The 12,006-nt window shown below is 56.8% G+C and carries 10 protein-coding genes; 6 read left to right on the top strand and 4 right to left on the bottom strand.

The window, feature by feature from the left end:
- The first annotated feature begins 42 nt into the window (after window positions 1-42).
- Window positions 43-894 carry a flagellar motor stator protein MotA gene (gene motA, locus AC1DKH_RS16995; protein WP_477798725.1) on the top strand — a complete coding sequence of 284 codons (852 nt, stop codon included), beginning with the start codon at window positions 43-45 and terminating at the stop codon, window positions 892-894.
- Window positions 895-897: 3 nt separating this feature from the next.
- Complete coding sequence (gene motB, locus AC1DKH_RS16990; protein ID WP_477798724.1) at window positions 898-1,926, top strand: flagellar motor protein MotB; 1,029 nt, start codon at window positions 898-900, stop codon at window positions 1,924-1,926.
- Between the two features lie 51 nt (window positions 1,927-1,977).
- On the opposite strand, the gene AC1DKH_RS16985 is transcribed toward motB, so the two are convergent.
- The 4 genes from AC1DKH_RS16985 to rsgA all read right to left on the bottom strand — a co-directional run bounded on the left by AC1DKH_RS16985 (window position 1,978) and on the right by rsgA (window position 5,068).
- Window positions 1,978-2,469: a toll/interleukin-1 receptor domain-containing protein gene (locus tag AC1DKH_RS16985; RefSeq protein ID WP_477754986.1), complete on the bottom strand. Its 492-nt coding sequence runs from the start codon at window positions 2,467-2,469 to the stop codon at window positions 1,978-1,980.
- Window positions 2,469-3,428, bottom strand: coding sequence for a caspase family protein (locus AC1DKH_RS16980; RefSeq protein WP_477798723.1), 960 nt, complete (start codon window positions 3,426-3,428; stop codon window positions 2,469-2,471). The genes AC1DKH_RS16985 and AC1DKH_RS16980 overlap by 1 nt, the downstream gene beginning before the upstream one ends.
- A 2-nt stretch (window positions 3,429-3,430) precedes the next feature.
- Entirely contained in the window at window positions 3,431-3,838 is a 408-nt protein-coding gene (locus AC1DKH_RS16975) for a TIR domain-containing protein (RefSeq protein WP_007995042.1), read from the bottom strand.
- A gap of 198 nt (window positions 3,839-4,036) precedes the next feature.
- Window positions 4,037-5,068: a small ribosomal subunit biogenesis GTPase RsgA gene (rsgA, locus tag AC1DKH_RS16970; protein WP_477754989.1), complete on the bottom strand. Its 1,032-nt coding sequence runs from the start codon at window positions 5,066-5,068 to the stop codon at window positions 4,037-4,039.
- A gap of 106 nt (window positions 5,069-5,174) precedes the next feature.
- On the opposite strand from rsgA, the gene orn reads away from it, so the two are divergent.
- The 4 genes from orn (at window position 5,175) to AC1DKH_RS16950 (ending at window position 11,994) form a co-directional block, all read left to right on the top strand.
- A complete protein-coding gene (orn, locus tag AC1DKH_RS16965; protein WP_007995036.1) occupies window positions 5,175-5,717 on the top strand; it encodes an oligoribonuclease in 543 nt (180 codons plus the stop codon).
- 157 nt (window positions 5,718-5,874) lie between these two features.
- The gene (locus AC1DKH_RS16960; protein ID WP_477798722.1) at window positions 5,875-6,486 is read left to right on the top strand and encodes a trimeric intracellular cation channel family protein; all 612 of its coding nucleotides are present in this window, start codon (window positions 5,875-5,877) and stop codon (window positions 6,484-6,486) included.
- Window positions 6,487-6,595: 109 nt separating this feature from the next.
- Window positions 6,596-10,603 (top strand): dermonecrotic toxin domain-containing protein, encoded by a 4,008-nt coding sequence (locus tag AC1DKH_RS16955; RefSeq protein WP_477798721.1) that lies wholly within the window; start codon window positions 6,596-6,598, stop codon window positions 10,601-10,603.
- A gap of 359 nt (window positions 10,604-10,962) precedes the next feature.
- Window positions 10,963-11,994, top strand: coding sequence for a hypothetical protein (locus AC1DKH_RS16950; RefSeq protein ID WP_477798720.1), 1,032 nt, complete (start codon window positions 10,963-10,965; stop codon window positions 11,992-11,994).
- The last annotated feature ends 12 nt before the right edge of the window (window positions 11,995-12,006 follow it).

The following is a 12,006-nucleotide window of genomic DNA, read 5'->3' as shown; positions in this document are numbered from 1 at the left end:
AATATGACCTTGAACCCGACTCAGTAAGTGCTCTCCTAACCTATGGCTAAAATTATCGGCATCATCGTCGTATTCGCGAGCGTGCTCGGCGGATACGTGCTTTCCCACGGCAAGATTGCCGCCTTGATCCAGCCTTTCGAGGTCATGATCATCGGTGGCGCCGCCCTTGGTGCATTCTTGCAGGCCAACCCCGGCTACATGACGATGCACGTGCTCAAGAAGTCCCTGGGCATGTTCGGCTCGCGTTTCAATCACGGCTTCTACCTTGAAGTGCTGGGCCTGATCTACGAGATCCTCAACAAGAGCCGCCGCGAAGGCATGATGGCCATCGAAGGCGACATCGAAGATGCCGCCGCGAGCCCGATCTTCGCCAAGTACCCGACGGTCCTCAAGGACGAGCGCATGACCGCGTTCATCTGCGATTACCTGCGCATCATGTCCTCCGGCAACATGGCTCCCCACGAGCTGGAAGGCCTGTTCGACATGGAGCTGTTCAGCCTCAAGGAAGACCTGGAACACCCATCCCACGCCGTAAACGGCATTGCTGACGCCATGCCCGGTTTCGGTATCGTCGCGGCGGTACTGGGGATCGTGGTGACCATGGCTTCGCTGGGTGAGGGCGATCAGAAGTCCATTGGCCTGCACGTGGGTGCGGCACTGGTGGGTACCTTCTTCGGTATTCTCGCCGCCTACGGCTTCTTCGGCCCTCTGGCCCATTCCCTGGCCCACGATGCCAAGGAAGAACTGAACGTCTACGAAGCCATCAAGGCCTCGTTGGTGGCTTCGGCTTCCGGCATGCCGCCATCGCTGGCCGTGGAGTTCGGGCGCAAGGTCCTGTACCCGGCGCACCGTCCAAGCTTCGCCGAGCTGGAACAAGCGGTTCGCGGTCGTTAAGTTATGGAAAACAATCAGCCGATAATCATCAAGCGCGTCAAGCGCATCGCCGGCGGGCACCACGGGGGCGCCTGGAAAATCGCCTTCGCCGACTTCGCCACGGCGATGATGGCGTTCTTTCTGGTGTTGTGGCTGCTGTCCACCGCCACGCCGGAACAGAAGATTGCCATCGCCGGTTACTTCAAGGACCCGATCGGCTTTTCCGAAAGCGGTACGCCGTACATCATCGATCTGGGCGGCACGCCGACCCTGGCGCCGGAAAACACCCTCAACCCTGAAGTGAAGTCCCAGCCGCAGCCGGACAAGGTCACCATCGATACCGACCAGGTCGAAGGCATGGCCGAGCAGGTCGAAAAGGAGCGCCTCGAGCTGTTGCTGCAAGAGCTGCAGAACAAGGTCGAAGAAAACCCGCAGCTGCAGAAGTTCAAGGATCAGATCCTGTTCGAAATCACGCCGGACGGCCTGCGTATCCAGATCATGGACGCGGAAAACCGCCCGATGTTCGACTCGGGTTCAGCCCGTCTGAAACCGTATTTCGAAGACATCCTGCTGGCCATGGCCGACACCATCAAAGCGGTGCCGAACAAGATCAGCATCAGCGGCCACACCGATGCCAAGCCGTACACTGGCACGGGTGACTTCGGTAACTGGGAGCTTTCGGCCAACCGTGCCAACGCCGCTCGGCGTGCGCTGGTGGCGGGCCGCTATCCGGATGCGCAGGTGGCGCGGGTGGTCGGTTATGCCTCGTCGGCCCTGTTCGATCGCGAGCATCCGTTCAATCCGGTGAACCGCCGTATCGACATCGTGGTGCTGACCAAGAAAGCCCAGCGTGCGATCGAAGGTTCGCAAGGGGCGGAGCCTACGCCTGATGTTCCGCAAGGTTCGGCTGCACCAGGCGCCACACCGGCTGCACCGGTCGACCCGAACGCGTTGCCGGCGGACAAGGAACCGCTGCCGGCTCATGAACTGCGTGAGCGTCTGAACCTGTTCGATGATCCGGCACCGAAACCGGGTGAGCCGCCCAAGCAGTGACCGACAAAAAAGCCGACAGCGATGTCGGCTTTTTTGTCGGCGTTTTCTACGTTAAAAGCCGCGGGTGATTCGGGATTTGAGATCGGCGTGAAAGCGATCCGCATTGGATTTGTTGACGCTGCGCACCGACTCGCTACCTGTCACCGATTCCAGCGACATCGAGCGCTTGAGTGTCGCTTCGTTGCGATAGGCATCGATAAAGAACTCGATGTCCCGGTCGCTGATCAGCTTCGGCCATTTATCGAGGTACAGCGGCAGCTCTGTCGGGCCGGTCTTGAACGAGCAGATACGCCGATTAGTGATAGTCGCCTCGCCGATTTCGAACGGCACCCACCAGGACAGCGCGGTTTTCTCCGACACCACCGCCAGCAGGTGCGTGCATTCGCTGATGTTGCGGGTGATCACCCCGGTGATGTCATCGGTGGTCTGGGATTCGATATCCAGTACGTCGAGGTAGGTCTTGATATTGGCCTGGATCAGGCGCCCGTTGATTTTGACCGCGTGGGCGCGATCCATGTGGCGGTAGCTGATAAACACTGGCATCAGAAATGTCCCTTGATCGCGAGTTCGCGGTAATAGGCGCCGAGGGCGGTGAGGCGGCAGCCGGTGGCGTGGATGGCGGCGTAGTACATGTGTTCGGCGTCCACCGGTTCGACCAGGCTGTGGCGGTTGCACTTTTGCAGTTGGGCGAAGACTTCGCCGTGTTCCGGGTTGAACTCGGGTTCGGTGGGCTCAAAGCTGGAGGCGAGGGGGTACACCGACTCCGCTTCGGCAAACCATTCGGGGAGTTTGCGCAGGATTTCCTTGGGGATCAGCGGCGACACTTCGCGCAGGGAAATGAACTGCGAGACGTTGGTCTTGAACACCGGACGCTGTTCCCAGGCGTCGAGGGCATTGTCGACAAACGAATAAAGGCTGCCGGGGGTGATCTTGCCCAGGATGTTCGCGGCTCCACCGTGCAGGGCCTGGAGCAACAATCCGGTGAACACGCCGTGATGCACGCCCTCCATCGCCGGCTCTTCCTTTTTGCAGGCGGTCAGGATGGTCATGCCTTCGCCGACCACGCTGCCTTCACTGCGCAAGGCGCGCAGTTCGCCGGCCGAGCCGCTCTGGCAACAGTCGAGAATGATCACTTTGTTTTTGATCTTCGTGGCTTTGCTCGCCCAGTTGAGAATGTCGCTGAGGCGAATCCCGTCCTTGGCGCTCTTGTAATCCTGCGGGATCAACATGCCTTCGTCGGTGTCGGTATCGAAGCTGCCGTGGCCGGCGAAATACAGCAGCGCGACATTGCAGTCCCCGGCAAACAGCTCGCGGATCTGATCTTCGAGTTTTTCCCGGCTCAGGTAGTCCTCGGCGGAGGTCAGTACGATGTTCTTGAAGTTCGGATCGCCATTGGCATCGGTCTTCAAAACGGACGCCATGGCCATGGCGTCATTGCTGCAACCGCTCAGGCGCGATACATGGGTGTAGTCGTTGATGCCGATAAACAGTCCCTTGCGCATGGTTACACCGCCGTATGCTGGCGAATTGCATCGATGATGCTGTTGGTGTTCCACGCACATTCGGCATGTGCCGCGTCACGTACCACCGTGGAAATGCGCTCGGCACCGAACGGCTTGATCGCAATGATCACCTTGCCCATGCGCTTGGCGATCTCGATTTCCTTGTTGATCCACTTGCTGTAGGTGGAGTACATCCCGGCCATGATCAATACCGCCGAACACGGGCGAATCTTGTTTTCGATGGCCTCCTCAAGTTGTTTGTCGGTTTTTGCGCCGACAATCGGGTTGTCCGGTGGCACCGAAAAATTCTTGTAGGTGAAACCCGGCTTGGCGTTGAGCAGGCGCACGAGATTGTCGTGGGCGTCGGGGTAGTTCCACGAGTGGCTGATGAACAGGTGGTAGGTTTGCATGGGTGTCCCTCGGTGTCGCTGGAGTGCGAAGAGGGTTTGAACTTAGGTGATTACAGGGCCGCCACAAGGTGTCGGCGCGGAAAGAGAAATGCCCTACAAGCGAGCGTGCGCGCGTCTTACAGAAAGGTCTGATGTTTAAGCGGGGGAAGATCCAGCCACCGGCCGCCCCGCTGAAGGCAGGGCGGCCGGCACGTCTGTTTAGTAGCCGTTTTCCGGCAGGCTGGCGATGATCGAGCGGTAGCTGTTCATCCGTTGCTGCTGCACGCGGCCGTCTTCCAGGGCCTTGAGCAGGGCGCAACCGGGTTCGCGATCATGCTTGCAGTCACGGAAGCGGCAGGTGCCGAGCAGATCGTTGAACTCGATGAAACCGGCTTCGACGTCGGCACGGCTGACGTGGCCCAGGCCGAATTCACGGATACCCGGGGAGTCGATCAACTCACCGCCGCCGGGGAAGTGGAACAACCGCGCGGTAGTGGTGGTGTGGGTGCCCTGGCCGGACAGTTCGGACAACGGGCCGACACGGGCTTCGACTTCCGGCAGCAGGCTATTGACCAGCGACGATTTGCCGACACCAGACTGGCCGACGAACACGCTGATGCGTCCGTCGAGTTGCTTCTGCAACTGCTCCATGCCGTTGCCGTGGTGCGCCGACACTTCCAGCACCGGATAGCCGAGGGTGCGGTAAACCGCGAGCAAGGCATTCAGCGCTGGTGCGTTGTTGTCGTCGATCAGGTCGAATTTGTTCAGCAGCAACAGCGGCTTGATGCCCGCATGCTCGGCCGCCACCAGATAGCGGTCGATCAGGTTGGCGTGGGGCTCGGGCAGCGGTGCAAACACGATGACGATCATGTCGACGTTCGCCGCAACCGGCTTGAGCTGACCACGGCTATCCGGGCGACACAGCTCGGTGTTGCGCGGCAGTTGCGCCACGATCACGCCGATACCCTGGTTGCCGGCACGCCAGACCACCTGATCGCCGGTCACCAGCGCCGGCAGGTTGGCGCGCAGGTGGCAACGGAAGACCTGGCCGGCCAGTTCGCCATCACGGGCCTCGACTTCGACCTGCACGCCGAAGTGCGCGATCACCAGACCGTGCTGTTCCGGGCCCAGATCGCCACCTTCAAGCGCCTCGACAGCCGAGGACTCGCGTTTGGCGGCGCGGGCAGCGCGTTCGCCCTGAATCTTTTCGATGCGCCAGTTTTGACGACGATTGAGTTGGCGTTTGGCCATGGGTGTTCCGTATAAAGAATGCAGCGATTAGGTAAAACGGCCGCGAGTTTAGCACGCCCGGCTACCGGCCTAGGCTAAACTGCGCAGCATTGCCTAGGAGCCAAACATGCAAAACCCACAGAACCTGATCTGGATCGACCTGGAAATGACTGGTCTGAACCCGGACACCGACGTCATCATCGAAATGGCCACCATCGTCACCGACAGTGACCTGAACACCCTGGCCGAAGGTCCGGTGATCGCCATTCACCACAGCGACGAAATCCTCGCTGGCATGGATGAGTGGAACACCCGTCAGCACGGCGGTTCCGGGCTGACCCAGCGGGTTCGCGACAGCCGCATCAGCATGGCCGAAGCCGAAGCCGAAACCATCGCCTTCCTGGAAAAGTGGGTGCCGAAGGGCAAGTCGCCGATCTGCGGCAACAGCATCTGCCAGGACCGTCGCTTCCTTTATACCCACATGAAATCTTTGGAAAGCTATTTCCACTACCGCAACCTCGACGTGTCCACGCTCAAAGAGCTGGCCGCGCGCTGGGCACCGGACGTGCGTGACAGCTTCAAGAAGGGCAGCACCCACCTGGCTCTGGACGACATCCGCGAATCCATCGCCGAGTTGCAGCACTACCGCAAGCATTTCATCAAGTTCTGATACGGCCCACGGTCCTTGTGTAGGAGCTGCCGCAGGCTGCGATCTTTTGATCTTGAACACCAAAGTCAAAAGGTCGCAGCCTGCGGCAGCTCCTACAGGGGGTTGTAGGCTTTGGTGAAGTGAGTAGACTTCGCGCCTTTTTGCAAGGATCGCCACCATGCTGCTGATGCTCTACCTGATCGCCATCACCACCGAAGCCATGACCGGCGCCCTGTCTGCAGGGCGTCGTGGCATGGACTGGTTCGGTGTGGTGCTGATCGCTTGCGTCACGGCGCTGGGGGGCGGGTCGGTGCGTGATGTGCTGCTCGGGCATTACCCGCTGACGTGGGTCAAACACCCGGAATACCTGGTGCTGACCACGGCTGCCGCCATGATCACAGTGTTCACGGCGCGTTGGATGCGCCATCTGCGTTCACTGTTCCTGGTGCTCGATGCCATGGGCCTGGTGGCGTTCACCCTGATCGGCTGCATCACCGCCCTGGAAATGGGCCACGGCATGTTGGTGGCCTCGGTCAGCGGCGTGATCACCGGGGTTTTCGGCGGCATCCTGCGGGACATCTTCTGCAATGACATTCCGCTGATCTTCCGGCGTGAGCTCTATGCCAGCGTGTCGTTTGCGGCAGCGTGGTGCTACATGCTCTGCATTTATCTGCAATTACCCGATGAACAATCGATTCTGATCACCCTGTTCGGCGGTTTTCTGCTGCGCTTGCTGGCGATCCGTTTTCATTGGGAAATGCCCAAGTTTGTTTATAACGACGAACAGTGAGTGTTACGGCTCTTATTGCTTCAAGTGAATGTGCGGTAATTATTTAGCACTTTATGAGCTGTTACTTTTTATAAGCTGGATTTTCATTTCAGTTTATAGGCTACTTGTAATGGTTGACGAATGTTCAGAGAAATGCACAGGTAATAGTCGTAATCGATTCATCGAAGAAAAAGTCCCGAACTGGCTAATCCAGGCGTTACCTGACAGACGCTTGGCGCTACGTAGAGCAGCTGTCGCCGTTGCTGATTGGTACAGAACCGCATCAGAAGCCTCTCACGCCGCCCTGGCCCAAGCTATCAAGACTGCCTGGTTGTCGCAGTCCAGGCTGGATAAAGTGTTCGAGCCGCTTGCCGATGTCCGTCGGTTTGCCGAGCCTTTGCTCCATAAGGCATTGAAAGATCGTTTTGGTGTTGAACTGGACGTCTCCCGGACGTTTCTGCGGCTCTACCTGCCAACGGGCATTTTGAAGGGGTATCAGGTTAAAACCCTTTCCCTGCTTGATGCGGCGCTGCATAACTTCGAAGCGAAAGAATCGGCTGCGAGTTACTTTGACAGTGCTTCTTGTTTTATCAGTGAGCCCGATATTCGTGGCCACTTCAATATTCTGTCGATTAATGAGCGAATAGGTGTTGATGCGTTTATTTCGATTTGTCGCGATTTGGATATTGGTGGTCAGTACTCACAGCAACTGGAAGCCATATTATTACCGGAGGATGCGGTAGCCAAAGCGGGCCTGGAATACAGAGTCAAAACCAGCCAAAAGGACGGATTCAGAGCGGCTGTGTTGTTGGCGCGGATGAAAGGGGATATTGGCGCGGATTCACAGGCCTTGCTGTTGCGCCTGTTTGATGGCGTGCGCAGCCCTGCCGTGCATTGTTATCAATTGCAGATCATGTCGGCCCGGCTGACCGGGATCATGTTGCTGGCGAGTGATCTGGAACATTCCTCCAGCGTTGAGCCGCTTTTGGTGTACATACCCGATGATCCACAGCACCCGATCAAGGAATATCCGTCGACGTCGGTGTTCAGGGCGACATTGATTGAGCAACTGCGCTCACCGGCCTACCAAAGGTTTTTTGCCCGGTTTATCGCCCATGAACAGCGCGGGGCGTTTTTTGCCGCGCTCGACCAGTCTCTGAATGTTGTGGCGTGGCATCCCCCGCAACCCGGTGACCCGCAACCTGCCTGGCGTCGCACACGAGTGGACAATCCCTTGCTGCGATTTGACGTGCACCAGGTTCAGGGCGACCCGTGGCAGTGGTTGTACCAGGAATCGCTGAACAAAATCCTCAACGACGCACGCATCATCGCGGTGCCCACGGCGGACGAAGACCGCCAGTCGCGCTGGGCGTTTTGGGACAGTGTGCAGAAAGTGGCATCCATCATCCTCCAGGTCGCCACCGTGGTGGCAATGCCGTTTGTACCGTTTTTGGGCGAGTTGATGCTGGCGTATACCGCTTATCAACTGTTGGACGAAACCTTTACCGGCATTCTCGATTGGGCTGAAGGGCAGGTGATCGAGGCCACGGGCCACCTTCTGGACATCGCAGAAAACCTGGCGCAACTGGGCGGGTTCGGGGTTGCTGGGGCGGTAGCCGGGAGGTTGTTGGCCGTCAAACCTTCGGTGTTTGTCGAGAGCCTTGAACCGGTTGTACTGGACGACGGCCGCACGCGTTTGTGGAATCCTGATCTCAAGCCCTATGAGCAACGTATATCGCTGCCCGCAGGCTCAGGAGTGGATGAACTGGGATTGCATCATCGGGCAGGCAAAGCTTTTCTGACGCTTGAAGACCGTACCTATGAAGTGGGCGCCGATGCGAACAGTGGCACCTATCACGCTCGTCACCCACAGCGGCCGGGAGCCTACCGACCGCGACTTGTCCACAACGGTGCGGGTGCCTGGGCACATGAGGTCGAGCGACCGATGGAGTGGCAAGGCGCACAGCTGTTCCGGCGTCTGGGGCATTCGGTGGCGGAATTTTCCGACGAGACGGCGCAGCGCATTCTTGCGGTCAGTGGTGTCGACGAAGCCATGTTGCGGCACCTGCATGTCCACTCAACACGCCCGCCGGCCTTGCTGGGCGATACGATTCGACGCTTCAGGCTCGATGAGCAACTCAGGGCGTTTAGTCATCATGTGGGTAGTGCCGATCCGGTGCTTTACGCCAAGGCTGACGTGCGCCTGCAATTGCACCTGCTGAAGACTCGGCAAGTGAATTTGTCCGAGGGACAGTTGCGTAACGGTAACGTGATTCAAACCGTTGTGACGACACTGGAGGAGGGAGCGCTGAAGAAACTCCTGGGATTAAGCCCGGCGTCTGGCGATTCCCTGCCTTCCCTGTCGGTCCGTGCCTCGTTGCTGCGCGGACGGATGGCGCAATGGGCACAAACCTCTCGCGAACAATTGTTCAGGGTTCTTGACGATACGTTCGAATCGGGCGCTGACACCCCTGCACAGCAAATGCGTCGGGTGTTCCCACAATTGCCGCGGGCGATCGCACAAGAGTTGTGGGCCGAGGCCAGTTCCGCAGAGCGCCTGCATCTGCAAAACAGGCATGGCATGCCACGGCGGATGGCGCATGAGGCGTTGTTCTATTTGCGTGAAGTGCGGCTCAATCGTGCGTATGAGGGGCTCTACCTGGAGGCGCTATCGAGTACGGATACTGACGTGCTTGCCCTGCATACGCTTGAGACACTGGATGGCTGGTCAGCGGATGTGCGCATTGAGGTACGTGACGCACAAGTTGGCGGCGCTCTGCTTGACAGCATCGGTCGGCCCGATGCACCGATACGCAAGGTGCTGGTCAGGCAGCAGGGCAAGTACGAGGCCTTTGATGAGCATGGCGAGCAACTCCATGGCCTCGACAATTTATATGGTTCTGTTCAGCACGCGCTGCCACAGGCTCAGCGCGAAGCCCTTGGCCGGCCCCATGTCGGGCAGGGTGGCGAACTGGAGCAGGCCGTCATGCGCCAAACCCTGTTGCCGCGATCCGAGTTGCGGACGTTGTTCGGACAGCCACCGCTGGAGCCCGGCATGCGCTCACCCATGGGGCTGGCCGTTGGGCGCGCCGGGTATCTGTTGGGGGGAGGCGATAGCCTGCCTACGGCGTCCGGTGCCGTTGAGCCGCGCCTGCGCAGGCTTTTTCCGACGTTGGCAGAAGAAGAATTACAGGCCTTGCGCGAAACCCGACTGGGTGGCAATCCGTTGCCGGCCTTGGCTCGTCTGGAAAATGAATACCTGACGCTGGTCAATGATCTGGATGTCTGGGGCGCCGATATTCCACACCGTCATCCGCTGACGGATATTGCTTTGACCGCGGAGGCGACTGCCATTCAAAGGCGCAACAGGGCTTCATTCATTGAGGTCGTGAAGGCTTGCTGGAGTCGGCAGCTGACAGCGGAGAACCGTTTCGATACCCGCCGTTTTTATTCAAAACTGGACATCATTGGTGATTTGCCTGAGTTGTTGGCGGATTTCAGTCACGTGTCTGAATTTTTGTTGGTCAACAGCAGTGATTATCTAAAGGCTGGCAGCTTTTTGAAAAACTTCCCCGGTCTTGAGTTCCTGACGATAAGGGGCGTTCGTCTGGACAGCTTTCCGGTTGAAACCTTCCAGATGCGATCGCTTGTGAGTCTTGCGCTTGAAAACTGCAATCTGCGTCTGACTGAAGCCACTGCGGAAGGGCTGGCTCATATGGAAAATCTTGAAGAGCTTGATCTGGACAACAACCCGTTGGGTATGAGTCCCGAAGTCGGTCATTTGAAGCGGCTTGAGCGGCTCCAATTGAAATCTACAGGGCTTACGGAAGTGCCCTATGGGCTATTTGCACTGGAAAAACTGACGTTTGTTGACCTGACATTCAACGAGATTGTCGAGCTGCCCGAGGCGTTGCTCGATGTGCCCGATACACGTGAGGCGAACTATAACTTTTCTGACAATCCACTGAGTCTGGCAAGCAAGCAACGTGTTTCTGATTATAAAAATAATGCGAGCCTGGATCGGCGGGTTTTGATTCAGATAGATGAACCGTTAGAAGAAGAGTTCGATGAGGATGATGTCGAAAATGAGTCGGAATTTGACGAAAGTGGTGTGGAAAGTGGTGAGGGAGACGACTGATTTACGGTGCTCGGTGAATCGGGTGTCGCTGCGGTAGTGCTGTATATCGATGTCGTACAAATCGTGGAGCAGTAAGAGTCGAGAAACATTAAGTTAAGAGTGGGTTGATGTGAGTATGCTCTGAAAAAGCGGGGGGCGAGTATTTGTGCGGTCCTCAGCCTTGTAGTCATTAAAAATGGGTTGGGTGTTTGGAGTTATTTGGCAAAAGGTCTGAAATAAGCCGTTAATCTTGCAGGTGGCTGTAAATTTATTTTCTTGTTATTTGTTTGGTGCTGTCGGGCAAGTAGCGATTGGCTAAGTGCCTGGTTGTGATATCCACTGCAGCCAAGAGTTGTAATTATAAATGACAAGGAATGTTGATGAGCGATATTAATGATTTAAATGACAAGACTGTTTCTGATGTGTCTGCGTTGCAAATAAACACGACCGGTCGAATCGCTAAAGTAACCAGGCTGGAGGTCAGATTTGAAATCCCTGGAGTGGAATCAAAGAAGATATATGCCAATGGCAGGATGCAAACGCGTGTCTTGGTCTTTGTAGAGGCCCAGGATGAAAATGGAGATCCTGTATCACTGCCCTATTTTCCTGATCTGATCTCTGCAAGGTTGATTCACTTCGACAATGGTAAACCATTGGAAAGAGAGGTTTACACGGGCAAACCGTTGGTGGGTTGGAGCGCCAGTTCCATGGAAAATAAATACGCCCATGAAATGCCTGGTGGATTTGCAACTGTATCAGTCGAGAATTATTCCTCGGGCAGAAGTGAGCCTCTTATCTTCTGGGTCTCTTCCTCCGAGGTCTCGCAGAGGCAAATTGCCGTAGAGGTGACGTTGCAAGGAAAAGTTTATAAAAGTAACAACGCCACAAATCCGGACGGCAAGAAAATAAACAGCAGTGTCCTGATTGTCGCGCAGCCAAAGGCTACCTTTAGTCCAGATCAGTTTATCTGGCAGTCGGAAAGGGTCGGGGGGGAACGTCCTGGAGAAACACTCTATCGATATCACTTAGGACTCTATCCGGGGTCAAGGCAGTTTAAGTTGGTTAGTTGGGAGAGCTCAAAATATAATCCGAAAAATAGGTATCCGGTAGAATTTTGCAATACGGGTTCGGTGAGCGGTGTGAAGGGTGTTAAGTCCTTTGTCGGCGAATTTCCTTCTCCGTATGGTCGGGCGGTCCAAGTAAATATGCCACTTCGTCAATATCTGGTTGATATAAATATGCGCTCCGGGGAGTTGACGGTTGTGCAAGGTGTTTCTGCCAGTCATGTCATGGGGGGGGAGATCAGGGTTGGAGAGTTTCCTTTTACAGTTATTGATGAATACGGCAATGATCATAAACTGTCGATCGGGATCGATGTAAGTAAAGTCGCATTTGTCCTGCGCAGAGGCTGATGTTCGGTTGGC

The sequence above is a fragment of the Pseudomonas sp. 05L36 genome (genome assembly GCF_056398125.1).
This window is presented reverse-complemented; position numbering and strand designations above follow the sequence as displayed.

Bases quoted from the DNA above. Each gene is read 5' to 3' on its own strand.
- motA (WP_477798725.1), top strand. From the start codon at position 43: ATGGCTAAAATTATCGGCATCATCGTCGTATTCGCGAGCGTGCTCGGC.
- motB (WP_477798724.1), top strand. From the start codon at position 898: ATGGAAAACAATCAGCCGATAATCATCAAGCGCGTCAAGCGCATCGCC.
- AC1DKH_RS16985 (WP_477754986.1), bottom strand. From the start codon at position 2,469: ATGCCAGTGTTTATCAGCTACCGCCACATGGATCGCGCCCACGCGGTC.
- AC1DKH_RS16980 (WP_477798723.1), bottom strand. From the start codon at position 3,428: ATGCGCAAGGGACTGTTTATCGGCATCAACGACTACACCCATGTATCG.
- AC1DKH_RS16975 (WP_007995042.1), bottom strand. From the start codon at position 3,838: ATGCAAACCTACCACCTGTTCATCAGCCACTCGTGGAACTACCCCGAC.
- rsgA (WP_477754989.1), bottom strand. From the start codon at position 5,068: ATGGCCAAACGCCAACTCAATCGTCGTCAAAACTGGCGCATCGAAAAG.
- orn (WP_007995036.1), top strand. From the start codon at position 5,175: ATGCAAAACCCACAGAACCTGATCTGGATCGACCTGGAAATGACTGGT.
- AC1DKH_RS16960 (WP_477798722.1), top strand. From the start codon at position 5,875: ATGCTGCTGATGCTCTACCTGATCGCCATCACCACCGAAGCCATGACC.
- AC1DKH_RS16955 (WP_477798721.1), top strand. From the start codon at position 6,596: ATGGTTGACGAATGTTCAGAGAAATGCACAGGTAATAGTCGTAATCGA.
- AC1DKH_RS16950 (WP_477798720.1), top strand. From the start codon at position 10,963: ATGAGCGATATTAATGATTTAAATGACAAGACTGTTTCTGATGTGTCT.